Source organism: Mesorhizobium sp. BH1-1-4 (assembly GCF_020165665.1).
In the GTDB taxonomy this organism is placed as follows: Bacteria; Pseudomonadota; Alphaproteobacteria; order Rhizobiales; family Rhizobiaceae; genus Mesorhizobium.
In genome coordinates this window covers 44,485-71,159 of record NZ_JAIUIN010000013.1, presented here as the reverse complement: position 1 = coordinate 71,159, position 26,675 = coordinate 44,485, and the positions used below count along the sequence as shown (strand labels likewise).

The window sequence follows — 26,675 nt, the reverse complement described above, 5'->3', positions numbered from 1 at the left end:
CGGGCAGGCCTCTGTTCACGTTCCCGTGATCGGCGAAACTGCGAGCACGCGCGGGGCGTGACTGCGTGTGCGTTCCAAAGGCTATCAATTCCGATCAGCCCTCACCCGGAGGAAGACCACATGCGCTTGCCCACATTCAGGACCATCGCCATTTCAGCCCTTGTCGCCGGCATGGCGATTGCCGCTCCCGCCTATGCCAAGAACCCGAATGTCGGCGGCGCGCCGATGTACGCCACCAAGAACATCGTCGAGAACGCGGTCAAGTCGAAGGACCACACGACGCTGGTCGCCGCCGTCAAGGCGGCCGGCCTGGTCGACACCCTGCAGGGTGCTGGCCCGTTCACCGTCTTTGCCCCGACCAACGAAGCCTTCGCGGCGCTGCCGAAAGGCACGGTCGACACGCTGCTCAAGCCCGAGAACAAGGACAAGCTCACCAAGGTGCTGACCGCGCATGTCGTGGCGGGCAAGATCTCGGGCGCCGAGATGATGAAGAAGGCCAAGGCGATGGGCGGCAAATACGAGATGAAGACCGTCTCGGGCGACACGCTCACCGCCGAAGTCAAGAAGGGCAAGCTCTACATCATGGACGAGTCCGGTGGCGAGGCGAAGGTGACGATCGCCGACGTCAACCAGTCGAATGGCGTCATCCATGTCGTCAACAAGGTGCTGTTGCCGAAGTAACGGCTTCCGGCGAAAGGGGGCGTTGGCGGGCCGTTGGGGCTTTCTCGGTCCGCCATCCCCGCCTCACCACGAGGTGCCATGTTTCCTGGGAAGCCGTGTCGGCCAGGCCGGGGCCCTGTCGTCCCTCACAGGGCCCCGGTTTCCTTTAATGCCGTGAGGACGGTCAGCATCGAAACTCGACCGCCCAGGCCGATCACTCCATGACGGCGCTATGGTCGACCTTGGCCGGCGTTCCCGGCTTGCGCAGCAGCAGCACCAGCGGGATCGCCGCCAGCGACAGGATCATCATCAGCTTGAAGTCGTTCATGTAGCTGATAACAGTCGCCTGCAGTGTCACGACGCCGTCGAGCGCGGCGCGGCCGGCGGCGGTGTAGGGGTTCATCGCCTGGAAGATCGCCGGATCGCTGAACGCCTGGTTGAAGGGCGTGACATAGGTGGCGATGTTGGCGTGGTTGATCTGCACATTCTGCGTCAGAAGCGCGGTGACCACCGATATGCCGACGCTGGAGCCGATGTTGCGCGACAGATTGTAGAGGCCGGTGCCTTCCGCGCGCCGCTCCGGCGCCAGCGTGGCGAAGGTGATGGTGGTCAGCGGCACGAACAGGAAGCCAAGCCCGGCGCCCTGGATGAAGCCGGTTGAGATGATGGTCCATTGCGAGACATCGGGCGTCCAGCCGGTCATGTCGTACATTGCCCAGGCGGTGACCAGCAGGCCGATGAGCAGCAGCCAGCGCGTGTCGACCTTGCCGATCAGCCGGCCAACCAGGAACATGCAGGCCATCGTGCCAAGCCCGCGCGGCCCCATGACAATGCCGGCCGTCACCACGGGATAACCCATCAGCGTCTGCAGATAGGGCGTCATCAGCGCCAGCGAGGCGAGATAGGTGATGCCGATGATGAAGATGAAGACCATGCCGACGGCGAAATTCCGGTCGAGGAAAAGCCTCGGATTGACGAAGGTGTTGCGGGCGGTGAAGGTGTGGACGAGGAAGATGTAGAAGGCCGACGCGCAGATCACCGCCTCGACGATGATCTCGGATGACGAGAACCAGTTGAGCTGTTCGCCGCGATCGAGAAACATCTGCAAGGCGGCGATGGTGATGCTGAGCATGCCGAAACCCAGCCAATCCAGCCTTGCCTTGAAGTCCAGCTTGGTTTCCAGGACGTATAGCGACACGCCGGCGAAAGCCAGCGCGCCGATCGGAACGTTGATGTAGAACACCCAGCGCCAGCTGACATTCTCGGTCAGCCAGCCGCCAATGACGGGTCCCAGCACCGGCCCGACCATCACCGAAATGCCGAACAGCGCCATGGCGGAGCCGCGCTCCTCCACGCTGTAGATATCGAGCAGGATGCTCTGCGACAGCGGCACGAGTGCGGCGCCGAACAGGCCCTGCAGCAGGCGGAAGCCGACGATCTGCGGCAAAGACTGCGCGAAACCGCACAGAACGGAGGCAACGACGAAGCCGGTGATCGAGGTCAGAAGGATGCGCTTGCGGCCGAAGCGATTGGCAAGATAGCCCGAAGGCGGCGTCATCACTGCGGCTGCCACGATGTAGGAGGTCAGCACCCAGTTGATCTGGTCGGCGCTGGCCGAAACGCTGCCCTGGATATAAGGCAGCGCGACATTGGCGATGGTGGTGTCGAGCGCCTGCATGATGACGGCCAGGATCACGCATGCGGTGATGGCGCCGCGATTGGCGACCACCGGCGTGGCAGCTGTCGCGGACGCGCTGGTCATGACTTTTGTCCGAACAAGCCGATGAGGTTGGTGACGAAATCCGGCAGGCCGCGCGCATGACCCGTCTCGACATCGACCACCGCGCTCATGCCGCCGCGCAGCGGCGGATTGCCCTCGATACCATCGATCGTCACGCGCATCGGAATGCGCTGCACGACCTTGACCCAGTTGCCAGTGGTGTTCTGCGCCGGCAGCAGCGAGAAGCTCGACGACGACGCGGGGCTGATCGAGGCGACCTTGCCGTGCCAGACGGCACCCGGATAGGTGTCGACGCTGATCGTCGCCGTCTGTCCCGGCCTGACATAGGTCAGCTCGGTTTCCTTCGGTTCCGCCGCGATCCACAGATCGGTCGACGAGACCAGGCTGAACGCCGGCTGCGAGGCCGGGAGATATTTGCCGACCTGCAGCGCGTCGACATTGGTGACGATCCCGTCGAACGGCGCCTTGACCACGGAATCGGCGAGGTTGCGCTGCGCATCGTCGACGCCCGACTGGGCCTGCAGGTAGAAGGGGTTCTTCTCGACCGGCTGGTTGGCGTCGCCGCCGAGCTGCGCGAGCGTGGCCTGCGCCTGCGCCTTGGCGACGGACACTTTCTGGCGCGCGGCGACGAGATCGTGCTGGGCGCTGTCGAAAGAAGCCTTCGAGGCGGTGGAGGTCTTGAGCAGATCCTGCTGCCGCTGGAAGGCGGCTTCGTAATAGGGGATGTCGGCCTGCGCCTGCTCGATCTGCGACAGCGACTGCTGGTAGCTCGCCTCCAGGGTCAGAACCTGGTTGCGCACCGTGCCGAGCTGGGCCTGGGCGGCGGCGAGAGCGGTCTCGAAGGAGGCCGGTCGCAAGCGGAACAGCACATCGCCCTTCTTCACCGCCTGGTTCTCGTGCACGTCGATCTCCTGCACGGTACCGGAGACGTCGGTGGAGACGCCGAGCGACTGCGCCTGGATATAGGCATTGTCGGTCGTCATAAGCTGACCGCCGGTGACATAGTAGTAACCGCCGACGACAAGGGCGACGGGAAGCAGGGCAAAAAGCACCGGCCGCGTCAGGCCGCGCTTTGGCTTGGCCGGCACAGGGGGAGCAACAGCGACAGGAGGAGCCTGCTGTGACTGCGGCTCCTTGGCCGGAGCCTCGAGCGCCGCCGGCTCCAAGGCGACCGGCGCTTCCAGTTCGTCATTGTCGATGACGACATTGGCCCGCCGTTGTTCGCGCTCGCTGTCGAGCTGGATAATCTGGTCGGTCCGGCCCGCCGGCGTTTCTTCTCCGGCAGGCTTCTTGGGGGATGTCGAGTCAGCCATGTATTTTCTCCCGGTCGACGGCCCGAAGGGTGCGAGCCGCGAACAGATTGGATTCGATGAAGCGTTGCGTTTTCAGCCGATGCCCAAGCCGCCAATGTCCAAGCGGCCGATGCCCAAAGCCCCGATGCCCAGGCCCCCGATGCCCAGGCCATTGTCGAAGCCGGCGCGCGGCGTCACGCGGCACGAAGCCGATGGTGGATGAGGAGGGCATGATAAGGGATCGTCTGCGGACAAGTTTTCGTGAGCATGCTTATTATCATCATGCACATAATCCTGCTGGACGGCGCGCGCAAGACGCACTAAGCCGCGCAGAAGAAAAATCTGATGGGCCACGGCACGCGGGAAGTGCCGGGCGATAGGCGTTTGCCGGCAAGGATTTCGACGATGAACTGGATCAGGATCGCAGCCGTCACGGCTCTGGTTGGATGCTCCGGTGCCGCTGTTGCAAAGGACGCGGTCAGCTGCGGCGGCGCCGCCATGCTGGGCGGTGCGCAGCTCAATTGCAGCCACGTCGAACCCAAGGCGCCGCCGCAATTCTGCACTTTTAGCTGGGATCTCCACACCATGGCGGGAGATCAGAAGGTCGTCGAAGGCAGCTTCATGCTGCCGCCCGGAGCCTCCAACGTTCAGGTCTACCAGGGCAGCGGTTTCGACAGCGCGCTGTCCAACCCGATCGTGATCTGCCGCGGCAACAAATGAGCGCGGTGAGCAAGGAAGGCTCGCTCGTCAGCCGATTGGTGCTATAGGGCGGATCACGTTATTTTGACCAGGCGCGCGGATTTCCGGATCCGCGTGGCTATCACTTCCTGGACGGACTTCGACATGGATGGACCCAATCCCGGCATCAAGCACCCGATCCCGATGCACACGCGCGTCGGCTTCCTCAGGCCTCTGGTGACGGCGCCGAACATCGAGATCGGCGACTTCACCTATTATGACGACCCGGAGGGGCCGGACAAATTCGCCGAAAAATGCGTGCTGCATCACTATCCCTTCATCGGCGATCGTCTCATCATCGGCAAGTTCTGCGCCATCGCCGAAGGCGCGCGCTTCATCATGAATGGCGCCAATCACGCCATGTCCGGCTTCTCAACCTATCCATTCAACATTTTCGGCCATGGCTGGGAAAAGGGTTTTGACCCACAGACATGGTCGAAGGAAGTGCGCGGCGATACGATCGTCGGCAACGATGTGTGGATCGGTATGGAGGCGGTGATCCTGCCTGGCGTGGAAATCGGCCATGGCGCCATCATCGCCGCCAAATCGGTGGTGACGCATGACGTTCCGCCCTATGCGATCGTTGCCGGCAACGCGGCCACGGTGGTCAAGACGCGTTTCGACGACAGGACGATCCGGCGGCTCGTGGCGGTGGCCTGGTGGGACTGGCCGGTGGACAAGATCGGCCGCAACCTCGATGCCATCCGGGGCTCCGATATCTCTCTTCTGGAGGCAGCAGCTTGAACGTTCCCAACAGCACCGCGATCCAAACCGACCTGTTCACGCGCGGGTGGATCTTCATCCGGGGCGTGCCGGCCATGAAATTCCTGCCGCCGGAAGGACCGCCGGAGATCGCCTTTGCCGGCCGCTCCAATGTCGGCAAGTCCTCGCTGATCAACGCGCTGGTCAACCAGAAGGGGCTGGCGCGTACCTCGAACACGCCGGGGCGCACGCAGGAACTCAACTACTTCGTGCCGGACGGATTTTCCGGCGAGGGCGCCGACCTGCCGCCGATGGCGCTGGTCGACATGCCGGGCTACGGCTATGCGAGTGCGCCCAAGGAAAAAGTCGACGACTGGACCAAGCTGGTCTTCGACTACCTCAAGGGCCGGGTCACGCTGAAGCGGGTCTATGTGCTCATCGATGCCCGCCACGGTATCAAGGCCAAGGACGACGAGGTGTTGTCGCTGCTCGACAAGGCGGCGGTGTCCTACCAGATCGTGCTGACCAAGACGGACAAGATCAAGGCCGCCGGCGTGCCGCGGCTGATCGAGGAAACGCTGGCCAAGATCAAGAAGCGTCCTGCGGCGTTTCCGTTCGTCCTGGCGACCTCCTCGGAAAAGGCCGAAGGCCTGGAGGACTTGCAGGCTGCTATCGTGCTTGCAGCCAATGGCGGTTAGCAGCGCGGGACAGGGCTGATGGCGTTAGGGCCGTTGGCGGCGGGGATTATGATTTTTCCGGCGGACCGTCTCTGACATTCGGAATTGACCGAAGCCTCGCCAACTTCGTCATCCACGGGCGGAGCAGGAGCGAAGCTCCGTCGCGGAGACGCGAGGATGACGAAGGGATTAAGGTTCCCGCCGACCGCCAAAAGACGCGCCAGGCAAGCGACGTCCGGAACCTTGGCTAAGGCTTCGCCTCGATTGCGATCAGCTGGTGGCTCTCTTCCTCGGCCAGCCTCTCGGTGCCGTAGGCCTTGAGGAACATGTCGACCCCCGACCTGACAATGTGGTCGATTTCCTCCTGGCTCGGCGCCTTGGTGCGGTAGGCGAAGATGCACTGCCTGAAAAGGCCGGCCAGGCACAGTTCGGTGAATTGATAGGCGGCAAGATCGACATCGTCGATCTCAAGCAGGCCCCGTTCGATGGCGACATTGAGGAATGTCACGACCTTGTCATGGCCGCGTTTGGGGCCGCGTTCGTAAAAACGCGCGCCCATGTCGGGTATCCGGTCGGAGGCGCCGATGACCGTGCGCTGCGCCTGGATGACCCTGGCCGAGGTGATCTTCATCGACAGCACCTTGCCGTACTTGACCAGCGTCTGGCGCAAATCGTCGGCGCGGTCGAGCACGTCATACATGTTCTTGAAGATGGTGCCGCGCTCTTCCTCGATCAGGGCCTCGAACAGCTCTTCCTTGTTGGCGAAGTAGACATAGATGGTGCCTTTCGACACGCCGGCCTCGCGCGTGATGTCGTTCATGGAAGCGGCCTCGAAGCCTTTTTCTATGAAGACACGACGGGCGCCGTCGATGATCTGGCCGCGCTTGACCGGATCCTGTCCGGCCGCCGGGCGGCCACGGCGCAGACCGTCCAGCAGGTCTTCGCACTGGTCGGTTTCGGCGTTGCTCACAGTCTCAACCATCAAAGTGACACCTCGAAAATAATTCGAACCAACCGGTTCGATTTCCCTTGATATGGTCCTCTTTCCGCGCTATGTCAACACCCGGATCGAACCGAACGGTTCAGTATTATAATTTTAGAGAGATGTCATGTCCTCGAACACGCCCGCCACCGCCGAAGTCCGTCCTTTCCCCAACGCCAAGGTTGCCCCGGCGACGGAAGCGCCCGACGTGCATGTCCAGCCGGCTGTCGCACCGCCACCTGAAGCGGAAGCCCCGGCCAAGAAGAAGCGCTCGGTGCGCTCCCTCCTGCTGCCGATCATCGGCCTTGCCCTTTTGAGTGGCGGCGCCTGGTATGGCTATGACTACTGGACCACGGGCCGCTTCATGATCTCGACGGACGACGCCTATGTCCAGGCCGACATGGCGTTCGTCTCGCCAAAAATTTCCGGCTATGTCGACCAGGTCCTGGTCAGCGAGAACCAGCAGGTCAAGGCCGGCGATCCGCTGCTGACGATCGATGCCGGCGACTACAAGATCGCCGTTGCCCAGGCCGAGGCGCAGATCGCCACGCTGGCCAAGACGCTCGACCGCATCGACGCGCAGACCAAGGCCGCGCAGGCTTCCCTGCAGCAGGCACAGGCGCAGAAGGTCGCCGACCAAGCCGCCGCCGACAATGCCGGCCGTGCCCAGCAGCGCGCCGCGCAACTGGTCAAGACGCATGTCGGCACGCAGGCACAGCTGGACGACGCCCAGACCGCGCTCGACCAGGCCAAGGCGGCGCTCGTCGGCGCCGACGCGCAGATCGCCGCCGCGCAGGCCAATATCGGCGTGCTCGAGGCGCAGCGCGCGGAATCCGCCAGCACGCTGGCCTCGCTGCAGCTCGGCCGCGACAAGGCCGCGCGCGACCTCTCCTTCACCGTGCTCAAGGCGCCATATGACGGCGTCGTCGGCAATCGCTCCGTCGAACAGGGCGATCTGGTCAGCCCCGGCCAGAAGCTCGCCGTGGTCGTGCCGATGGACAAGCTCTACATCGTCGCCAATTTCAAGGAGACGCAGCTTGCCCGGCTGGTGCCCGGCGAAAAGGTCAACATCTCGGTCGACGCCATCGACGGCCAGCCCATCCAGGGGACCGTCTCCTCGCTGGCGCCGGCCTCGGGCGCGGTGTTTTCGCTGCTGCCGCCGGAAAACGCCACCGGCAACTTCACCAAGGTGGTGCAGCGCGTGCCGGTCCGCATCGACGTGCCCGCCGATGCGCTGAAGACCGGCAAGCTGCGCGCCGGCTTGAGCGTCGTCGTGGCCGTCGACAGCCGTACCGCGCCCGCCGCGACCAGCAACTAAGCGCTTTTCGGAGGGCGGCTTGGTGGCTGATTGAAGCACCGAGCCGCCCGGCCTGCCTCAACGAGGCCCCAAGGAGGGCCAGGAAATGGCAACCGCAACCATCACCGCAGGATCGCCGCCGGCAATGCCGGCCGCGCCCGACACGATTTCGACGCGCCGCGTCATCGCCTTCCTGGCGATGGTGTTCGGCATGTTCATGGCGATCCTGGACATCCAGATCGTCTCGGCCTCGCTGGCCGAGATCCAGGCCGGCCTCAGCGCAAGCTCCGACGAGATCCCGTGGGTGCAGACGGCGTATCTGATCGCCGAGGTGGTCATGATCCCGCTGTCGGGCTTCCTCAGTCGCATGCTGTCGACGCGCGTGCTGTTCACCGTCGCGGCGGCGGGCTTCACCGCGGCCAGCGCCCTTGCAGCGACCGCCACCAACATCGACCAGATGATCGTCTACCGCGCCGTGCAGGGCTTCATAGGCGGCGGCATGATCCCGAGCGTCTTCGCCGCCGCCTTCACCATCTTTCCGCCGTCGCGCCGCGCCATCGTCTCGCCGATGATCGGCCTGGTGGCGACGCTGGCGCCGACCATCGGCCCGACCGTCGGCGGCTATATCAGCCACGCCTTTTCCTGGCACTGGCTGTTCCTGGTCAATGTCGTGCCGGGCATTCTGGTGGCGACCGCGGCCTGGACGCTGATCGATTTCGACAAGCCCAATCTCAAGCTGTTCTCGAAGTTCGACTGGTGGGGCCTCGCCGGCATGGCGGCCTTCCTCGGCTGCATGGAATATGTGCTGGAAGAAGGCCCGAACAATGACTGGATGCAGGACCAGGGCGTGTTCATCTGCGCCATCGTCATGACCATCGGCGCGGTGATCTTCTTCTGGCGGGTTTTCACCGCCGAGGAACCGATCGTCGACCTCAAGGCGTTCAGCAACATCAACTTCGCCTTCGGCTCGCTGTTTTCCTTCGTCATCGGCATCGGCCTCTATGGCCTGACCTATCTCTATCCGGTCTTCCTCGGGCGCATCCGCGGCTACGATTCGATGATGATCGGCGAAGCGCTGTTCGTCAGCGGCCTGGCCATGTTCGTCACCGCGCCCATTTCCGGTATCCTGTCCAGCAAGATGGATCTGCGGCTGATGATGATGATCGGCCTTTTCGGCTTCGCCACGGGAACGTGGTGGATGACGCACCTGACCGCCGACTGGGATTTCTACGAGCTGCTCATCCCGCAGATCCTGCGCGGCTGTTCGATGATGCTGTGCATGGTGCCGATCAACAACATCGCGCTCGGCACCTTGCCGCCGGACCGGTTGAAGAATGCCTCCGGCCTGTTCAACCTGACACGTAACCTCGGCGGCGCGGTCGGCCTTGCCCTCATCAACACGGTGCTGATCGACCGCAATGCCTTCCACTACGCCCGGCTCGCCGAGCACGTGCAGTGGGGCAGTGCCGCCGCGCAGACCAAGCTGCAGAACATGACGCTCAATTTCGAGCAGACCACCGGCCTGGATGCCTCAACTGCGGCGATCTCCAAGCTGTCGGGCATGGTCCAGCAGCAGGCGGCGCTGCTGTCGTTCATGGATGTGTTTTATCTGCTTACGGTGCTGTTCGGGACGCTGGGGTTCTTCACCATGCTGATCAAGAAGCCGGCCGCGCCCGGTGGTGGCGGAGGCGGCGGGCACTGATAGCAATTCCAGGAAATGGTGAAGTGGTTTTCCTGGAACTGCGTGAAACAAAGAAAAGTGGGCAGCGGTTTCGGGAAGCTCCTCCAGTCCACGCCCGAAGCTCTGACCCACGCAAAAAACTCCGGGCCGCAAAGCCCGGAGTTTTTTATTGCCCTTGGTGTCGTCAGGCGGTCGCGGGCTTGAAGCTCAGCGCCACGCCGTTGATGCAGTGGCGCAGGCCGGTGGGCGCCGGGCCATCGTCGAAGACGTGGCCGAGATGGCCGCCGCAGCGCCGGCAATGCACTTCGGTGCGGGTCATGCCCAGCGAGCGGTCCTCGGTCTTGCCGATGCCGTTGGCGATCTCCTGCCAAAAGCTCGGCCAGCCGGTGCCGGAATCGAATTTCGTCTCCGAGGGATAGACCGGCAGGTCGCAGCCGGCGCAGGCGAAGATGCCCTTGCGGTGTTCGTTGAGCAGCGGGCTGGTGCCGGGATACTCCGTGCCCTCCTTGCGCAGCACATTGAAGGCGGCCGGCGACAGGATGGCCTTCCATTCGTCGTCGGTCTTGGTGACCTCGAATTTCTCGGCGGCCAGTGCGGCCTGCGGGGCGCCCATGCGCAGCATTGCTGCCGCGGCTCCAACGACGCCGATGGCGGCGGCACCGCTCAAAAGAAAGTCGCGACGGTTCATGACCAGTTCCTCCTGTCGTCCGTTTTGCCAAACTATACCCGCCACGCGAAAGTCAAAAGCCGGTGGCGGCTGCTCTCAAACGAACCCCGCGCCGTTCCACGATTGACCATGGAACGGCGCGGAGCACGCATGTCGATAGCGGATCACGGGAGCGAGACGACGCGATCGACGGAGAGCTCTTGCAACGGGTTCGTCCGCGACAGCCTCCCCGTTACATCCTCCACCCGATCACATCTTCGGGAGCAGAACCTTGTCGATGACGTGGATGACGCCGTTGGACTGTTCGACATCGGCGATCGTCACATTGGCGACATTGCCGTTCTCGTCGGTGACGGTGACCTTGCCGCCATCGGCCTTGAGCGACAGTTCGCAGCCGCCGACCGTCTTGACCTTGTGTGTGCCGCCGTCGGCCTTGGCCATCGCGACCACGTCAGCCGCCATGGCCTTGGCGCCAATGACATGGCAGGTCAGGATCTTGGTGAGCTTGTCCTTGTTCTCGGGCTTGAGCAGCGTGTCGACCGTACCGGCCGGCAGCGCGGCGAAGGCTTCGTTGGTCGGCGCGAAGACGGTGAACGGGCCGGCGCCCTGCAAGGTCTCGACCAGGCCGGCGGCCTTGACGGCGGCGACCAGGGTCGTGTGATCCTTGGAATTGACGGCGTTGTCGACGATGGTCTTGTTGGCATACATGGCGGCGCCGCCGACCATCGGGTTTTCAGCATAAGCAGCCGTGGCAAGCGCCGAGACAGCGATCGTACCGGCGAGCAAAAGGGTGGCGAATCTACGCATTGTATTAAAACTCCTCGGGTTTTCTCTTCCCATCTTTGGGGACGCGAGGAGATACGAGACACAAACGCGTGAGTTTCAGAATGTTTTTGAATTTTCAATTTAATCGTGCGGTCGAGAGATTTATTCGACTCAATATTTTGCCGGCTTACGCGTCTGTTTAGACACGCATGACATAAGATGCATTGGAATTATTCTGGTGACGGTTTCGCGGTGAGGAGACGAGGTCAGATGCTCTTCAGGTCGCCCGCGGCCACCACCGGCCCGGTGGGCTGCCCGGTAGGCGAACCACCGGCGGGCTCAAGACTGACGGCCAGCACCGCACCTTGGGCAAGCTTCTGCTGGGCTGCCGGCGAGACGACGATATGCGCTGTTGACCCGACCGGGATGACACCCATCGACACCGGCGGATTCTTGCCCTCGATCATCCAAAGTTCGAAGTCCTTGCCGGAGGCACGCTCACCGGAGACATGCGACAGGCCAACCTCGTGATGCGCCGCATCATAAACGGCCAGATATTTGACGTCGCTGCCATCGGCAGCCAGCGAGGCGACGAGCCGAGCCTGCGGCTGTGCGACCGGTGGGTTGACGTAAGGGATCGCAATGTAGATCGCCAGTGCGGCGACCGCCGCGGCGGCTAGTCCGCGCCAGAAGGCGAGGCTGGACCACAGGCCGGCACGCGGTTCGGCAGGTGCCGCGGCGGCGGATGAAAATAGCCGGCCGTCGATCGCCCGCTTCACCGAAGCCGGCGGCTCGACTTCCGGATAGGCCGCGGCCAGCGGCGACAGGCGAACTTCCCAGCCATCGACGAGCCGCGCGAAATCGGTCTCGGCGTCGATGCGCCTGGAGGCTATCTGCCGCTCTTCGACCGGCAACACGCCAAGAACGTATTCGGCGGCGAACAGGTCGTCGCCCCCTCGTTCCGGTCCGTTGTCCTCTGCCAGCGTCATCTTTCCAGACATTCTCTCAGTTTCATCAGGCTGCGGCGCAGCCAGGTACGCATCGTGTTCAACGGCACGCCGTGGCGTTCCGCCAGTTCGGCATAGCTTTCGCCCTTGAGATAAGCGCCCCGGACGGCCGCCGCCCGGTCTTTTTCCAACTCGTCGAGACAATGATGGATACGCTCGGATTCGTCGCCCGCCACCACCATCGCTTCAGGCCCCGGCGCCGGATCGGCCACGTCGAGCGCGGCATCGATATCGGCGGCGGGCTTGCGCCGCGCCCTGATGCGATCGATCGCATGATTGCGCGCGATCGCTACCAACCAGGAGATCGGGCTCAGATCGGAGACAGCAAAGCGATCCGCCTTCGTCCATATCTTGACGAAGACTTCCTGCAGCGCTTCTTCAGCATCTCCCCGGTCGTTCAATACACGAAGGCATACGCCGAAAAGTTTCGCACTGGTCTGTCGGTAAAGCAGATCGAACGCTGCCCGATCCTTCATCGAAGTCCGGACGATCAGCTTGGTAATGTCCTGCGGCGTCATGCGAGCCAAATTAGGCGATTGCGTTGTATTTGCAACGCCGGAAATATGCTGTGCACCTAAAGTTCGGCGCCACGCGCAGGCTGCGATTGCCAAGGGAATTGCCGCTCACTAGCGTGGCGGCAAACGGGGGGAGCGCGCATGTCGGTCGAACGGGTCCTGTGGGAAGAAGACGCAACCGGCCTTGCCGGTCTGGTGCGCAAGGGCGAACTGACAGCGATCGAGCTGACTGAAGCGGCGATCGCCCGCGCGGAGGCAACAAGGCCCGCAATCAACGCCACGGCGGAGCCGCTCTATGAGGCGGCACGGGTCCGGGCGAAGAGCATCGACCGTTCGCTGCCGCTGGCCGGCGTGCCCTTTGCCATCAAGGATCTCGGCATCGCCGTCAAGGGCGTGCCCACGCATGGCGGCAGCCGCATTCCCGCCTGGGTGCCCGATTTCAACTCGGTGATGACGGAGCGCTACCTCGCCGCCGGACTGATCCCGATCGTCACCTCGACATCGCCGGAACACGGGCTGCGGTTGATGACCGAGTCGAAAGCCTTCGGCATCACCCGCAATCCCTGGAACACCGGCCACACCACCGGCGGATCGTCCGGCGGCGCGGCGGCACTGGTCGCCGCCGGCGTCGTGCCGGTGGCGCATGCTTCGGATGGCGGCGGCTCGATCCGGGTGCCGTCCGCCTGCAGCGGGCTTGTCGGCCTCAAGACCTCGCGCGGCCGCATTCCGCTGTCGCCGCTGGTGAGCGAGAGCTGGTACGGCATGGTCGTCGATCACGCCGTCACCCGTTCGGTGCGCGACTGCGCCGTGCTGCTCGACCTCACTCACGGTCCCGATCCGCTGGCGCCTTATGCCGCGCTGCCGCCCAAGGGCCCGTTCGCCGCGGCCGCCGCGCGCGATCCCGGCAAGCTCAAGCTGGCGGTGTACCGCAAATCACCCCTCGGCCTGCCGATCTCGGCCGAGACGCTCAAGGCGCTCGACATTGCGGTGGCGCTCGCCCGCGAGGGCGGCCATACCGTCGAGGACATCGAGCTGCCCTTCATCGGCCGCGAGTTCTTCGCCGATTTCTGCACGACGGTCGCCTCCGCCGTTGCCGGTTCATTGCGGGGTGAAGCGCTGCGCGTCGGCCGCTCCGTGACGGGCGACATCGAGCGCGCCACGCGGGTGCTCGGCCGGTTGGGCGAATTGGTCTCGGCCGGCGAGGTCTATGCCAGCCTGCAGCGGCTGCACGCCGCCTCACGGCGGATGATCGAGGAAACCGCGCAGTACGACGCCGTCCTCATGCCCATCATCGCGCACCCGCCGCTTCCCTGCGGCGCCATGGATCCCAAAGGTGCCGACGAACTGATCGAAAACCTGCTCGACAAGCTTCACCTCACCCCGTTGCTCAGGATCAAGCCCCTGTTCGGCCAGTTGATGGACAAGAGCCTTTGGTTCACGCACTGGCCGGCGATCCACAATGTCAGCGGCCAGCCGTCGATCGCGTTGCCCGTCCATGTCACGGCGGCCGGCCTGCCGCTCGGCATCCAGGCCGCCGGCCGGCCGGGCGACGAGGAAACGCTTTTGTCGTTCGCCGCGCAGATGGAGAAAATCTCGGGCTGGCTTGGCCGCAGGGCGCCGCTGATGGTGCCGTCACAATGACGACACCGTGAACCGACTATGACAGCAATGCCATTTGCGGCTCGCGTCAATTCCCGCTAAGACGCCGCCGTCCTTAGCTAGTATTATCCAGGGAACCACGCCGATGACGGACGTCGCCGCCACCGCCGAAATGCAGGCCGCCCTCTTGTCGCGCGCGCTGCCTTACATGCAGCGCTACGAGCACAAGACGGTCGTGGTGAAATATGGCGGCCATGCCATGGGCGATCTCGAACTCGGCAAGGCCTTCGCCCGCGACATCGCTCTGCTCAAGCAGTCCGGCGTCAATCCGATCGTCGTCCATGGCGGCGGTCCGCAGATCGGCGCCATGCTGGCCAAGATGGGCATCGAATCCAAGTTCGAGGGCGGGCTGCGCGTCACCGACCAGAAGACGGTCGAGATCGTCGAGATGGTGCTGGCGGGCTCGATCAACAAGGAGATCGTCGCGCTGATCAACGCCGAGGGCGAATGGGCGATCGGGCTCTGCGGCAAGGACGGCAACATGGTTTTCGCCGAAAAGGCGCGCAAGACCATGATCGACCCCGACTCCAACATCGAGCGCGTGCTCGATCTCGGCTTCGTCGGCGAGCCGGTCGAGGTCGACCGCACGCTGCTCGATCTTCTGGCCCGCTCCGAAATGATCCCGGTGCTGGCGCCGGTGGCGCCCGGCCGCGACGGCCACACCTACAACATCAACGCCGACACGTTTGCAGGTGCCATCGCCGGCGCCTGCAAGGCTTCGCGCCTTTTGTTCCTCACCGACGTGCCCGGCGTGCTCGACAAGAACAAGAAGCTGATCGATGAGCTGACGGTCGCCGAGGCCAAGGCGCTGATCAAGGACGGCACCGTGTCGGGCGGCATGATCCCGAAGGTCGAGACCTGCATCGAGGCGATCGAGCGGGGCGTCGAGGGCGTCGTCATCCTCAACGGCAAGACGCCGCATTCGGTGCTGCTCGAACTGTTCACCGAGCACGGCGCCGGCACGCTGATCGTGCCGTAGCCGACGATCAGCCGGCTAACTTCTGTTCTCCTGGCACCTGACTGCCCTCGATGACGGGGACGGCCAGCTTTCGCGCCGGGCGTGAAACCCTCATCGATTCCTCTTCGGCGTCCTGCGGCGCGCCCCAGAATTCGGCCAGCGTCGGACCATCCTTCACACGGCGGTCCGTCGCCAGGAATCCCCAGACCTCGCGGAACCAGACGCGGCGGCCCATTTGCGTGTACCAGCGCATCGAGTGCCGCTGCTCGGGATCGGGATGAAACAGGATGCGCGCCAAAGCCTTCGGCCGCGATTGCACCGCCACTTCGATCAGCTTGACCGAAAAGAACAGCATCCACGGCTTCAGCCGGGTCATGTGCAGGACTTGGTGTTTGTAATCCCATAGACGCGCGTCCTGCTGGATGACCTTGCGGTCGCGCGCGATGCGGAAGAACGGCGTCCAGCGGTGCGGCGTAACATAGAGCGCCTGGATCTGGTCGGGATCGTAGGCGAGGAGCTGACGAAAGCCGCGCCACAGATCGCGAAAACCCTCGTCCTCGAAGCCGGCCACCCAGGTCGCCATCGACAGGATGCCGTGCTTTCGCAACAGCCGGATCGCCTCGCGGTCGGATGAGGTGCTGCCGCCCTTGCGGATCAATTGCAGCGTCTGCTCGTCGGTGTTTTCCATGCCGAGCAGCCAGCGGATGACGCCGGCCTTGCGGTAGAGATGCAGCATGTCGGCGTCGCGCACGATGTCGTCGGCGCGCGTCGATCCGACGATCAGCACCGGCACGTTCTCGGCGATCATCGCATCCAGGAAAGCGCGCCAGGCCTTTTTTGAGACGGTCGGGTTCTCGTCGGCGAGGTTGACCAGCTCGACGCCGTGCTCGCGGTGCAGCCAGGCGATCTCCTGCGCGAATTTCTTGGGGTCGCGGTGCCGCCAACGGGTCCAGAAGCCGCGCTGGCCGCAATAATTGCACAGATGCGGGCAGCCGCGCGAAAACTGCATGACCACGGCACGCTTGCCGCCCCAGTAACTGTATCTGCGGTGGTCGATCAGTTCCCAGCCGACGCGGTAGGCATCGAGATCGGCAATCGTCATCGCTGCCTGCGTGGCGAAGGGACGGCGAAGATCGTCGCGATAGGCGATGCCGGCAACGCTTGCCGGCGGCTGGCGCATTTCCACCGCCTCGACCAGCGCCATCACGGTCGCTTCGCCCTCGCCGCGCACGATGAAGTCGAAAACGTCCGCTTCTGCCAGTATGTCGCGCCAATGATAGGTCGGGAAGACGCCGCCATAGATGACGATCGTCGCCGGCGCGCGCGCCTTGATCATGCCGGCGATCAACAAGGCGGTCGGATGCGCCGAAGTGGATCCGGAATGGCCGATCAGGACGAAGTCGGGACAGTCCTCCAAGGCTTCCGCGACGACTGTGGCAAGCGGCATCGGCCCGAACTCGGCATCGACGAGCCGCACCTGGTGGCCGGCATCGATCAGCGGGCCGCCGATGGCCAGCAGGCCGAGCGGCGGCAGGTGATCGTCGGGCACGCGGCTGCCGATGGCGGTGTGCGGCGGATTGATCAGGACGATGTTCATGGCGGACCTCCGGGGAAGTTGGTCCGCGCATGCTGGGTGGCGATCGTGCCGCCCGATTGGCCTGTTTCAGCAGTTTGCTTGCAGCTTTTCCGCAGAAACGGGGAAGCGCCCTCACCGCCTCAGATGCGCGAGCGGCACGTGGCCGGGTCCCTTGATGTTTTGCAGCACCAGCTGCGTGTGGACGTCGCGCACCCCGTCAAGCCGCATCAGCCGGTGCATCACGAAGGCGTTGAGTTCGTCGACCGAGGGCACCATGACATGCAGCAGGAAATCGTGGTCGCCGGTCATCGTCCAGCACGATGACACCTCGTCCATGCGCTGCACGGCGGCAATGAAGCTTTCGGGCGAGCCGTCGCTGTGGCTGACCAGGCGCACTTGGATGAACACCTCGACCATCAGGCCGACCGCGCGGCGGCTGATCACGGCGGCAAATCCCTTGATGATGCCGGCTTCCTGCAGCGCCTCGAAGCGCCGCGCGCAAGGCGTGGTCGACAGGCCGATCTCCTGTGCCAGCTCGGAGACGGGCTTGCGCCCATCGCGTTGCAGGACATCGAGCATCTTGATCTCGAAGTCGTCAAATTGAGGCATTTTCACTCCCCTGATCCCAATTATGAGTGAATATTATCCCGATTGCCGCCAGCGAGCCATCATCAAAACCGATTTGCCTCGGCAAATCCGGTTAACCTCTTCTCAGCCACTGATGATTTGCGAGGGAGAGACAGCCATGACGACGATGAGCGTTGCCGAATATGCCCGCGACTGCGCGGCACAGGGTTTGCGCGGCGACTATTCGGTCTGCCGCGCCGATTTCACCGTGGCGCAGGATTATGACTACAGCGCCGAGGAGCAGGCCGTGTGGCGCACGCTCTGCGACCGCCAGACCAAGCTGACGCAAAAACTCGCCCATCATTCCTATCTCGACGGCGTCGAGAAGCTTGGCCTGCTCGACCGCATCCCCGATTTCGCTGACGTCAGCGCCAGGCTGCGCGAGCTGACCGGCTGGGAGATCGTCGCCGTGCCGGGCCTCATTCCGGCCGCACCCTTCTTCGATCACCTTGCCAACCGCCGCTTCCCGGTCACCAACTGGCTGCGCAGCAGGCAGGAACTCGACTACATCGTCGAGCCGGACATGTTCCACGATTTCTTCGGCCATGTGCCGGTGCTGTCGCAGCCGGTGTTCGCCGACTTCATGCAAATGTATGGCAGGAAGGCCGGCGACATCATCGCGCTCGGCGGCGACGAGATGATCACACGGCTCTACTGGTACACAGCCGAATACGGCCTGATGCAGGAGGCCGGCCAGCCGCTGAAGGCCTTTGGCGCCGGGCTGATGTCGTCCTTTACCGAACTGCAGTTCGCCGTCGAAGGCAAGGACGCCCACCATGTGCTTTTCGACCTGGAAACGGTGATGCGCACCGGCTACGAGATCGACAAGTTCCAGCGCGCCTATTTCGTTCTGCCGTCCTTCGACGCCTTGCGCGATGCCTTCCAGAGCGCGGATTTCGAGGCGATCGTCGCGCGCCGCAAGGGGCAACCGGCGCTCGACCCGGCGACGGTCTAATGCGTTTCGGTCAAAAATGACCTCGCCATTAGGGTAGACTAAGGCGCGTCGCATGAGTCCCTCTCGACGCGACGCGCCTTAGACGCTTTGATCCCGACAGATTATTGCAGGGCGGCGGGGTTCATCCACAGGAACTCCCAGACGTTGCCGTCAGGGTCTTCGATGTGGCGGTTGAACATGAAGCCGAGATCCTGCGCCGGATTGGGATCAGCGCGGCCGCCTGCCGCCACGCCCTTCTCGATCACGGCATTGACGTCGTCCTTGCTGTCGGTGGTGAGAGCGATCAGCATCTGGCTTTCACGCTTGGGGTCGCCGATCTGCCTTGCCGTGAACTGGCCGTAATGCTGATGCGTAAGCAACATGACTCCAATGGAGTCCGAGAACATGATCGAGCTGGCCTGGTCGTTCGAGAACTGCGAATTCAGCGTGCCCCCGATCGCGAGATAAAAGTTGGTCGCTGCCTGCAGATCGCGCACCGGCAGATTTATGAAGATCATCTTGGTCATCGGTCTAAAGCCTTGCCTTCGTTGACAGGTACTAGTCAGTCCAGTACCGTTTGACGACTATCATGCAGGAACGGTACCGTCTAGTACCGGTCAAGGAGCGCCATGCAAATCGAAGGGGAGACCAGATCGGCACGCAAGGATCGTGAAATCATCCAGGCGGCCACGGCGGCGTTCATCGCCAAGGGCTATGATGGAACCAGCATGGAGGAAATCGCCACCAGGGCGGGAGCTTCCAAGCAGACTGTCTACAAGCATTTCACGGACAAGGAGACGCTTTTCGCCGAAGTCGTTCTATCAACCGCGACCCAGGTCAACGATATCATCGAGTCCGTGACGACACTGCTTTCAGAGGCGAAATTCATGCAGGGTGGCCTGCAGCAGCTTGCCCGACGTTTGATAACGCTGCTCATGGATGAAGAGTTGTTGAAGCTGCGACGCCTGATCATCGCCAATGCGGATCGAATGCCGCAGCTTGGTCGCAGCTGGTACGAAAAAGGTTTTGAGCGCATGTTGGCCTCGATGGCGTCGTGCTTTCAAAAGCTCACCAATCGGGGACTGATGCAAACCAGCGACCCCCATCTGGCAGCCAGCCATTTGTTTGGAATGCTTCTCTGGATCCCCATGAATGAAGCCATGTTCACTGGGAGCAACCCGCGCTCCAAGGCCGAACTTGAACGGCACGCGGATGCCTCGGTAGAGGCGTTTCTTGTCGCCTATGGCGTCCAGCCTAAATAGTCCGTCGCCCGCCGACGTTTGCGGCAAAGCCGGCCGGGTGTTGGCCGCGGAGGCGTCCCGCCACGCGCTACAATGCGTAGATGGTGCGGTTGAACTTCGTCTCCATCACCACATGGGAAGCGGTTTTGACGACGCCGCTGATTTCATTGACGGCATTCACCTCCCGGTTCAGCTTCTCGAGCGTCTCGGCGGCCAGGTGAATGATCAGGTCCCACTCGCCGGTTATGGCGTAGACCGCCTGGATCGAAGGCATCGCCTTGATCTTCCTGGAGACGTCCGGATAGCTCTTGTTGTTCAAGGCGGCGAGCGTGAAACAGTGGACCGCGTTCTGGGCCACCGCCTTGGCCAGCCGCACGGTATAGCCTTCGATAATGCCGCCGGCCTCCAGCTTCTGTATCCGCTCCTGCAGCGCAGTCCGCGATACGCCGAGCTGCCGTGCCAGTGAAGCGACCGGCTCACGCGCATTCTTTTGCATGAGCGCGAGCAGCTGACGATCCTTCTCGGTCAATTCCACAAACAAATCCTCTCGCTCGATCCGCGCTGTAACCGCCGCGCGATCCTATCGGCTGAACCGCCTCCGCGACAATCGGGAAGACTGGCTGGAAGACTGGCCGGGGCGAACAGCACAAGGCGAACCTTTCAGGCACTTTGCCGTCTCAAGGCACGCAATGACTGCGTAATCGCCATTATCGCGCATTTCGCCGGGTGGAAGCCTGCTTTTTGCGACCTGACTGTCTGGGGCACAAACGCCGGTCCATCAGGGGGAACAAGCCCCGGCGTGGGGCACAAACCAATCCGCGTTGGACTTGTGCAGAAGCGCTGAGGTCCAACGTTACGCATCCTATCAGTTTCAACCACAAGGGAGGGATAACTTTGAAAAAGCTGCTCGATTTAGCCATTCTTGCCGCCGCGACATTCGCTATCACGACGGCCGCCATGGCCGGGGAAACCCTGGACCGCGTCACGTCGAAAAAGGCGATGGTCATCGCCACCAACGCCGCCTGGCCGCCACAGAGCTTCCTCAACGACAGCAACGAACTCGCCGGTTTCGACATCGACGTCTCGCGCGAGATCGGCAAGCGGCTTGGTGTCGAGGTCTCGTTCGAAACGCCCGACTGGGCGACGCTGACCGGCGGCCGCTGGCAGGGACGCTACGACCTCGGCGTCGGATCGGTCACCCCGACCAAGGCCCGTTCCAAGGTGATCGACTTTGTCGGCATCTATTATTACAGCCCTTATGTCTATGTCGTGCACAAGGACAGCGGCGCGAAGTCGGTCGCCGATCTCAACGGCAAGATCATCGGCGTCGAGACGGCCACCACCTCGGAGGATTTCATCCGCCGCAAGCTCGAAATCGACGCACCCGGCCTGGCTCCCATCGAATACAAGCTCGAACCGGGCGAGGTCCGCACATACGCGGATTCGATGCTTCCCTTCGATGATTTGCGGCTTGGAGACGGCGTGCGCCTGAACGCCGTGATCGCGCCTGAGCAGACGGCACAGAACGCCATCAAGAACGGTTATCCCGTGAAGATCCTGGAAGGCGAGTACGCCTTCCGCGAGCCGCTCGTCGTCATCGCCGAGAAGAAGGATCCCGAGTGGACCGCAAAGGTCGCTGGCATCATCACCGGGATGAAGACCGATGGCACGCTCGCCGCGCTGACCACGAAGTGGTACGGCAAGGACTACAGCGCCAAGTGAGGTCATTCCGCCGGCTGCCCTCGGCCGCCGGCGGCGTTACCCCGCAAAATGAACCACCACTCACAGCAAAAGTCGCCGATGGCCTATCCGGACACCTATTACGCCCGCACCCTGACCGACCGGAAGACGAGGCCGCCGCTGCAAGGCGAGGCGCGATGTGACGTGGCCGTCGTCGGCGCCGGGTTGGCCGGGCTGACGACGGCGCTGCAACTGGCGCGCGCCGGACTGCATGTCGCCGTGCTGGAAGCCCAGCTCGTCGGCTTTGGCGCTTCGGGCCGCAATGGTGGTTTCGTCACGCCCGGCTTCGCCACCGGCGGCGACAACATCGCCGCACGTGTCGGCGGCGAGGCAGCGCGCGACCTGCACCGGCTGTCGATCGAAGGCGTCGAATTCGTCCGCGACACCATAGAGGCGCTCGCAATATCGGCCGCCGAGCCGCGCGCCGGCCTGCTCAGCGTCCTGCGCTACGACGATGGCGACGCGCTGAAGGCCTATGCCGACCAGATGGCACGCGACCATGGTTACGAGCTTCAATATCTGCGCCGGGAAGACGTCCGATCGGCGCTGAAGTCCGCCCGCTATTACCAGGGCCTGCGCGACCCAAACGCCTTTCACATCCATCCGCTCAACTATCTGCGTTGCCTGGCCGACGAAATCGAGCGCCTGGGTGGCAAGATCCATGAGAGCTCCGAGGTCGTGCAATGCGACCTGTCGGGAACGCAAAAGATGCTGCGCACCAGACAGGGCACGCTTCGGGCGCCCCAGATCGTGCTGGCGACCGGCGGCTACACCGGGCCGGTATTCGCTCAACTCCACCGCGCTTTCCTGCCGATCGCGACCTATGTCATGGTTTCCGAGGCGGCTCCCCGCCTCATCGCGCAGGCCGTCGCCACCACGGATGCCGTCGGCGACAACAGGCGGGCGGGCGACTATTATCGTCTGGTCGAGAACGGCAATCGCCTCTTGTGGGGCGGGCGCATCACCACGCGCGCCGCTTCCGCCGACGCGCTGGCGCGCGAATTGCGCCGCGAGATGGTCGGCACCTACCCGCAGCTTGCCGGTCTCAAGACCGAATTGGCCTGGTCGGGTCTGATGTCCTATGCCCGGCATCTGATGCCCCAGATCGGCGCGCTGCAGCCGGGTGTCTGGTACTGCACCGCATTCGGTGGCCATGGCCTCAACACCACGGCGATTGCCGGAAAAGTCGTCGCGGAAGGCATTCTGGGCGCTTCGGACCGCTACCGGCAGTTCGCGCCGTTCGGATTGAACTGGGCCGGCGGCGCCGCCGGCCTGGCCGCCGCGCAGCTCACCTACTGGAAACTGCAGGCGCAGGACTGGTGGCGGGAACGCAACGCCACCGCCAAGGTGGCGGCATGATCGGCCGGCTGATGCTCTCCCATCCAGGGCTCGCCCGCCGTGCGGCCGCGGTGTTTTTTCCGGCGCTGCTGGCCGCAGCCCTCTACGCCATGGGCATCAAGTCGAGCTGGCTCGCTACGTTGATGCCCGACGCATCCGACTGGTTGCGGGCCAACCCCGCCTTGTCGCAGGCCCTCTCCGCCGTATCGATCGCGCTGCTGGTGCTGGTGAATTGCAAGCTGCTGCTCCTCCTGCCCCGGCGCCAGCAGATCGTCGGCGTCTGGATCGAGCTGTTCGCGCTGCTGATGCTGTTCTTCTATTCCTTCGACCTCTCGCTCGCCTTCATCGCCAGAAAGATTGGTTTCCTGGTCACGCAGGGCGTCACCACGACGCTTTACATTTCGGCGATCTCGATCCTGATCGCGACCGTCATCGCGCTGGTCGGCGCCATCGCCAAGCTGACCGGAAACGGCATCGTCTACGGGCTGGCCACCTTCTACACGTCGCTGTTTCGCGGCCTGCCTCTGCTGATGCAGATCTACATCATCTATCTCGGCCTGCCGCAGGTCGGCTATGTGATCGGCGCGGTGCCGGCGGGCATCGTGGCGCTGTCGCTGTGCTACGGCGCCTACATGACCGAGATCTTCCGCGCCGGCATCGAAAGCATCCCGCGCGGCCAAAGCGAAGGCGCCACGGCGCTCGGCCTGAGCCCGGGCCAGACCATGGCGCTGGTCATCCTGCCGCAGGCTATGCGGGTCATCATCCCGCCGACCGGCAACCAGTTCATCGCCATGCTGAAGGATTCCTCGCTGGTGTCCGTCGTCGGCGTTTGGGAGATCATGTATCTCGCCCGCACGATGGGCCAGACGGAGTTCCGTCATATCGAGATGCTGATCACCGCCTCGATGATCTACTGGGCCCTGTCGATCGCGCTCGAATTCGGCCAGGCCTATCTCGAACGGCGTTTCGGCCGATCGGGTCGCCAGGTGTGATCCGGCGGCCTAAAGTGTGCCGGAACGGTCCATGCGACATGTTTAGCGCACCCGGGGCGCCTCGGCCTTCAACCGCTTGAGCTGGGCGCGTTGCAGGTCGAGCGCGCTGGCGGCCGCCGCCGTTCTGGTGCGCATCGCCGTCCAAGGCTTTTGAAGCCGCTGCCGGCGCCATCATTGGCGCCTGGCTTGCCGGCCGCTGCGATTGGCGGGCCGACTTTGTCGGTCCTCAGACGAAGACCACCTTGCGCAGGTGCTCGCCCAACCGGCAGGCGAGCGCGGTGATGGTCGTCGTCGGGTTGGCTTGGCCCGACGTGCAGAACACCGAAGAGCCACCGACATAGAGATTGTCCATGCCATGCACCTTGCAATTGGCATCCACCACGCTCCTGGTCACGTCGGTGCCCATGCGCGTGCCACCCATATGATGGTGCCCCGCCGTTTCTTCGTCGGTCGGATAGTCCGCGCCATTGCCGATCCAGTCGGCGATGCGCACACGGCCCAGGTTCTTCTCGATCAGCGTGGCGCCGAACAGTCTCAGCCCTTCGAGCAGCGTGCGCCGTTCCAGCTCCGATTTCTTCCAATGCAGCTCGATGCGCGGCACACCGGCATGATCGACATCGGTTTTCGACAGTTCGATCTGGTTGGAGGCGAGCGGCGCCTGCTCCCAGGCGACATAGAGCTGCGCGGCACAACGCAAATTCTGGCTGAGCTTGGATGACATCCATTCGGCCATGTTTGGCGCCGTGCAGGCGAGATCGGCGATGAGGTTCTTGACGCCAGGATATGGCTTCTCGATCAGCCTGATACCGAAATTCATGATCCGCAGCCGCTCCATCGCGGCAAGCGTCGGCGAGAAGAAGGCCTCGTTGACGGCATCGACCTCGAAGGCACCATAATTGCCCAGGATGGCATCGCCGCCCTCGAAGGTCGGATGCTCCATCCAATAGCGGCCAAGGGCCGTGGCGTTCGGCACCACACCGCCATTGGAGCGCTGGTTCGACCATAGAAGCAGCCGCGAGTTCTCCAGACCGCCGGTGCAGACGATGAAGTAATCGGCCGCGAACGAGCCGGCGTCCTGCCCGTTGGACCACAGCCTGGCGCCCGTCACCCGCTTGCCGTCGCCGGCGAGCTCGGTGGCGTAGGTGTTGAGCACGACGGCGATGTTCTTGCTCTTGTCGAGCTCGTCGGCGAATTTTTCGGCGAACCGCACCGCCGGACTCTTGATCAGCTGCACCCAGCGAATGTCATCCGAGATCGGCACGTCGGGCCGGAAATCGGGAAGGTCGAGGATGTCGCGCACCTCCGGCAGGTAAGGTTCGATATCGGCGCGGCGGATCGGCCAGCCCGTGTCGGGCGCCCAGGCCTTCGGCTCGAAATCCTGTTTGTCGAGCACGCGGCACCAGCCGGCCCAGTGATTGGAGCTGCCGCCCATGAGCCGCAGCCGGGTGATGTCGAGATCGAAATAGAAATCGCCAACCGTGGTGCCGCGGTAGAAGTCCTGGGACTCGTCGCTGAAGTCCCGCGATCCGGCTTCCATCACCACGACCGGGATGCCGGCCGCACCAAGTTTTCTAGCGATCGTGGTGCCGGCCGGACCGGAACCAAGGATGCAGACCTTCGGCGCGAAATTGGCGGCGCGATACGCCTCATAGCTGTCGAAGATCATGCCAGGTCGCTCCGCTTCAGGATCCAGCCATTGACCTCGACGATTTCGTCAGGGTCGGCCCGCGACGGAGCGGCATGATCGGCATTGGCATCCGGCCGATTGCGGAACAAGGACAGGGCAGGCAGGGCAATCAGCGTCTGCACGAGCGTGCGGCGCGACATTCTTTTGATGAAGAAACTCATGACAGGCCTCTCGGGGCAGGGCTTCGATGCGCGCATGACGTTCCCCGAACGGCACACGCATCGTCACGCAAGCCAGTATCGTGCCACGCATGGCCTCAACGCGGTGAAAAGGCTGATAAGCGGTACAACCGAATGCAAACAGGGTTAGAAATCCCTTAACGGGCCGAGTGTATCGACCCGCCGGCTCACGCGGCCGCGGAAATGTCCGTGTCCAGCATCGTCAGGTTGCGGCCCGCATGCTTGGCCTGATAGAGACGCCGGTCGGCGGCCCGCATCAGTTCGGAGACGTTGGCCTCCTCGCCGCAGACGGTGCCGCCAATGCTGACAGTGAGCGGAATGGTCCTTTCGTCGACCGGCCGGAAGCGGATCAGCTCGACCTCGCGGCGAATGCGCTCGGCGACGCGTTTGGCCTCCTGCTCGGTGGCTCCGACCAGATACGCGCCGAACTCCTCGCCGCCGATGCGGCCGAGCACGTCACCGTTGCGCACGCCGCGCTCGATGGCGCTGGCGATCAGCAGCAGCGCATCATCTCCGGTCAGGTGGCCGAAACTGTCATTGATCGCCTTGAAATGGTCGGCGTCGATGATCAGCAGCGCGCCGCGGTCGGACTTGCGCCGGGACCCGTCCAGCGCGGCAAAGAAGCTCTCCCGGTTGAGCATGCCGGTCATGTCGTCGCGGCTCGCCTTTTCCGCCAGGCGGCGGTGCGCGGCGGCGAGCTGGGCATGGGCGCGGGCAAGTTCGCGATGCGCGTTCTTCAGCCTGTCGCTCTGCCAGAACGTGCTGGCGCAGGCTGCCCAGGCAAGGACCAGCGGACAGAGGGTCGAGGTCAGCCAGATCGTGCGCGTGATCGGGAATCCCATGGCTGGGACGATGATCAATGTCAGCAGGAGGGAAGCGGCTACGGAGGCGAAAGCGATGGCGGCGGATCTCAGTATAATGCTGTTCATCGCGAACTCCCCACAGGACTGTCTCTGTGCCAGCAAGCCCTGAAGGCCACCTTTCCCGGATGGTTAAAATTTGAATCGCCAGGCCATTTCT

General features: G+C 63.5%; 27 protein-coding genes. 13 read left to right on the top strand and 14 right to left on the bottom strand.

The window, feature by feature from the left end:
• Nucleotides 1–120: 120 nt before the first annotated feature.
• A complete protein-coding gene (locus tag LB569_RS21115) occupies nt 121–681 on the top strand; it encodes a fasciclin domain-containing protein (RefSeq protein ID WP_224542375.1) in 561 nt (186 codons plus the stop codon).
• A gap of 193 nt (nt 682–874) precedes the next feature.
• Here the strand turns inward: LB569_RS21115 and LB569_RS21110 are convergent, their stop codons facing one another.
• Both LB569_RS21110 and LB569_RS21105 read right to left on the bottom strand, forming a co-directional pair.
• Nucleotides 875–2,422: a DHA2 family efflux MFS transporter permease subunit gene (locus LB569_RS21110; RefSeq protein WP_140702987.1), complete on the bottom strand. Its 1,548-nt coding sequence runs from the start codon at nt 2,420–2,422 to the stop codon at nt 875–877.
• Nucleotides 2,419–3,714, bottom strand: coding sequence for an HlyD family secretion protein (locus LB569_RS21105; RefSeq protein ID WP_224693943.1), 1,296 nt, complete (start codon nt 3,712–3,714; stop codon nt 2,419–2,421). Before LB569_RS21105 ends, LB569_RS21110 begins: the two co-directional genes overlap by 4 nt.
• A 324-nt stretch (nt 3,715–4,038) precedes the next feature.
• On the opposite strand from LB569_RS21105, the gene LB569_RS21100 reads away from it, so the two are divergent.
• The 3 genes from LB569_RS21100 to yihA all read left to right on the top strand — a co-directional run bounded on the left by LB569_RS21100 (nt 4,039) and on the right by yihA (nt 5,831).
• Nucleotides 4,039–4,413, top strand: coding sequence for a hypothetical protein (locus LB569_RS21100; RefSeq protein ID WP_224693942.1), 375 nt, complete (start codon nt 4,039–4,041; stop codon nt 4,411–4,413).
• Nucleotides 4,414–4,536: 123 nt separating this feature from the next.
• The gene (locus LB569_RS21095; RefSeq protein WP_224693990.1) at nt 4,537–5,175 is read left to right on the top strand and encodes a CatB-related O-acetyltransferase; all 639 of its coding nucleotides are present in this window, start codon (nt 4,537–4,539) and stop codon (nt 5,173–5,175) included.
• Complete coding sequence (gene yihA / locus LB569_RS21090; protein WP_140702993.1) at nt 5,172–5,831, top strand: ribosome biogenesis GTP-binding protein YihA/YsxC; 660 nt, start codon at nt 5,172–5,174, stop codon at nt 5,829–5,831. Before LB569_RS21095 ends, yihA begins: the two co-directional genes overlap by 4 nt.
• Before the next feature lie 226 nt (nt 5,832–6,057).
• On the opposite strand, the gene LB569_RS21085 is transcribed toward yihA, so the two are convergent.
• On the bottom strand, nt 6,058–6,792 hold the full coding sequence (locus LB569_RS21085) for a TetR/AcrR family transcriptional regulator (RefSeq protein WP_224693941.1): 735 nt from the start codon (nt 6,790–6,792) through the stop codon (nt 6,058–6,060).
• A 127-nt stretch (nt 6,793–6,919) separates the two neighbouring features.
• Here LB569_RS21085 and LB569_RS21080 point away from each other — a divergent pair, with 127 nt between their 5' ends.
• Nucleotides 6,920–8,110, top strand: a complete 1,191-nt coding sequence (locus tag LB569_RS21080; protein WP_140702997.1) for an HlyD family secretion protein — start codon at nt 6,920–6,922, stop codon at nt 8,108–8,110.
• A gap of 124 nt (nt 8,111–8,234) precedes the next feature.
• Nucleotides 8,235–9,791: a DHA2 family efflux MFS transporter permease subunit gene (locus LB569_RS21075; RefSeq protein ID WP_224542423.1), complete on the top strand. Its 1,557-nt coding sequence runs from the start codon at nt 8,235–8,237 to the stop codon at nt 9,789–9,791.
• 163 nt (nt 9,792–9,954) lie between these two features.
• On the opposite strand, the gene msrB is transcribed toward LB569_RS21075, so the two are convergent.
• The 4 genes from msrB to LB569_RS21055 all read right to left on the bottom strand — a co-directional run bounded on the left by msrB (nt 9,955) and on the right by LB569_RS21055 (nt 12,727).
• Nucleotides 9,955–10,458, bottom strand: coding sequence for a peptide-methionine (R)-S-oxide reductase MsrB (msrB, locus tag LB569_RS21070; protein WP_140703001.1), 504 nt, complete (start codon nt 10,456–10,458; stop codon nt 9,955–9,957).
• Between the two features lie 228 nt (nt 10,459–10,686).
• Nucleotides 10,687–11,244 carry a fasciclin domain-containing protein gene (locus LB569_RS21065; RefSeq protein ID WP_224693940.1) on the bottom strand — a complete coding sequence of 186 codons (558 nt, stop codon included), beginning with the start codon at nt 11,242–11,244 and terminating at the stop codon, nt 10,687–10,689.
• A gap of 224 nt (nt 11,245–11,468) precedes the next feature.
• Nucleotides 11,469–12,191 (bottom strand): anti-sigma factor domain-containing protein, encoded by a 723-nt coding sequence (locus tag LB569_RS21060; RefSeq protein ID WP_224693989.1) that lies wholly within the window; start codon nt 12,189–12,191, stop codon nt 11,469–11,471.
• Nucleotides 12,188–12,727: a sigma-70 family RNA polymerase sigma factor gene (locus LB569_RS21055; RefSeq protein ID WP_027040874.1), complete on the bottom strand. Its 540-nt coding sequence runs from the start codon at nt 12,725–12,727 to the stop codon at nt 12,188–12,190. Before LB569_RS21055 ends, LB569_RS21060 begins: the two co-directional genes overlap by 4 nt.
• Before the next feature lie 138 nt (nt 12,728–12,865).
• Between LB569_RS21055 and LB569_RS21050 the strand changes: the two genes are divergently transcribed.
• Together LB569_RS21050 and argB are read left to right on the top strand one after the other, a co-directional pair.
• Nucleotides 12,866–14,365 carry an amidase gene (locus LB569_RS21050; protein ID WP_224693939.1) on the top strand — a complete coding sequence of 500 codons (1,500 nt, stop codon included), beginning with the start codon at nt 12,866–12,868 and terminating at the stop codon, nt 14,363–14,365.
• Nucleotides 14,366–14,468: 103 nt separating this feature from the next.
• Nucleotides 14,469–15,362, top strand: coding sequence for an acetylglutamate kinase (gene argB / locus LB569_RS21045; protein WP_140703007.1), 894 nt, complete (start codon nt 14,469–14,471; stop codon nt 15,360–15,362).
• A gap of 7 nt (nt 15,363–15,369) precedes the next feature.
• On the opposite strand, the gene bchE is transcribed toward argB, so the two are convergent.
• Together bchE and LB569_RS21035 are read right to left on the bottom strand one after the other, a co-directional pair.
• Nucleotides 15,370–16,938: a magnesium-protoporphyrin IX monomethyl ester anaerobic oxidative cyclase gene (gene bchE, locus LB569_RS21040; RefSeq protein WP_224693938.1), complete on the bottom strand. Its 1,569-nt coding sequence runs from the start codon at nt 16,936–16,938 to the stop codon at nt 15,370–15,372.
• Between the two features lie 111 nt (nt 16,939–17,049).
• On the bottom strand, nt 17,050–17,526 hold the full coding sequence (locus tag LB569_RS21035) for an Lrp/AsnC family transcriptional regulator (RefSeq protein WP_127296467.1): 477 nt from the start codon (nt 17,524–17,526) through the stop codon (nt 17,050–17,052).
• A gap of 136 nt (nt 17,527–17,662) precedes the next feature.
• On the opposite strand from LB569_RS21035, the gene phhA reads away from it, so the two are divergent.
• Complete coding sequence (gene phhA / locus LB569_RS21030; RefSeq protein WP_224693937.1) at nt 17,663–18,499, top strand: phenylalanine 4-monooxygenase; 837 nt, start codon at nt 17,663–17,665, stop codon at nt 18,497–18,499.
• Between the two features lie 101 nt (nt 18,500–18,600).
• On the opposite strand, the gene LB569_RS21025 is transcribed toward phhA, so the two are convergent.
• On the bottom strand, nt 18,601–19,005 hold the full coding sequence (locus tag LB569_RS21025) for a VOC family protein (protein WP_224693936.1): 405 nt from the start codon (nt 19,003–19,005) through the stop codon (nt 18,601–18,603).
• A gap of 102 nt (nt 19,006–19,107) precedes the next feature.
• Here LB569_RS21025 and LB569_RS21020 point away from each other — a divergent pair, with 102 nt between their 5' ends.
• Nucleotides 19,108–19,740 carry a TetR/AcrR family transcriptional regulator gene (locus LB569_RS21020; RefSeq protein ID WP_140703015.1) on the top strand — a complete coding sequence of 211 codons (633 nt, stop codon included), beginning with the start codon at nt 19,108–19,110 and terminating at the stop codon, nt 19,738–19,740.
• A 67-nt stretch (nt 19,741–19,807) separates the two neighbouring features.
• Here the strand turns inward: LB569_RS21020 and LB569_RS21015 are convergent, their stop codons facing one another.
• Complete coding sequence (locus LB569_RS21015; protein ID WP_224542367.1) at nt 19,808–20,254, bottom strand: Lrp/AsnC family transcriptional regulator; 447 nt, start codon at nt 20,252–20,254, stop codon at nt 19,808–19,810.
• Between the two features lie 422 nt (nt 20,255–20,676).
• On the opposite strand from LB569_RS21015, the gene LB569_RS21010 reads away from it, so the two are divergent.
• The 3 genes from LB569_RS21010 (at nt 20,677) to LB569_RS21000 (ending at nt 23,789) form a co-directional block, all read left to right on the top strand.
• The gene (locus LB569_RS21010) at nt 20,677–21,441 is read left to right on the top strand and encodes a transporter substrate-binding domain-containing protein (protein WP_224693988.1); all 765 of its coding nucleotides are present in this window, start codon (nt 20,677–20,679) and stop codon (nt 21,439–21,441) included.
• A gap of 78 nt (nt 21,442–21,519) precedes the next feature.
• Nucleotides 21,520–22,818 carry an NAD(P)/FAD-dependent oxidoreductase gene (locus tag LB569_RS21005; RefSeq protein ID WP_224693987.1) on the top strand — a complete coding sequence of 433 codons (1,299 nt, stop codon included), beginning with the start codon at nt 21,520–21,522 and terminating at the stop codon, nt 22,816–22,818.
• On the top strand, nt 22,815–23,789 hold the full coding sequence (locus LB569_RS21000) for an amino acid ABC transporter permease (RefSeq protein ID WP_224693986.1): 975 nt from the start codon (nt 22,815–22,817) through the stop codon (nt 23,787–23,789). Before LB569_RS21005 ends, LB569_RS21000 begins: the two co-directional genes overlap by 4 nt.
• 226 nt (nt 23,790–24,015) lie before the next feature.
• Here the strand turns inward: LB569_RS21000 and LB569_RS20995 are convergent, their stop codons facing one another.
• From LB569_RS20995 to LB569_RS20985, 3 genes are all read right to left on the bottom strand, one after another.
• The gene (locus LB569_RS20995; protein ID WP_224693935.1) at nt 24,016–25,455 is read right to left on the bottom strand and encodes a GMC oxidoreductase; all 1,440 of its coding nucleotides are present in this window, start codon (nt 25,453–25,455) and stop codon (nt 24,016–24,018) included.
• Nucleotides 25,452–25,637: a hypothetical protein gene (locus LB569_RS20990; RefSeq protein ID WP_224693934.1), complete on the bottom strand. Its 186-nt coding sequence runs from the start codon at nt 25,635–25,637 to the stop codon at nt 25,452–25,454. Before LB569_RS20990 ends, LB569_RS20995 begins: the two co-directional genes overlap by 4 nt.
• Before the next feature lie 185 nt (nt 25,638–25,822).
• Nucleotides 25,823–26,584 (bottom strand): GGDEF domain-containing protein, encoded by a 762-nt coding sequence (locus LB569_RS20985; RefSeq protein ID WP_140703024.1) that lies wholly within the window; start codon nt 26,582–26,584, stop codon nt 25,823–25,825.
• Nucleotides 26,585–26,675 lie beyond the last annotated feature (91 nt).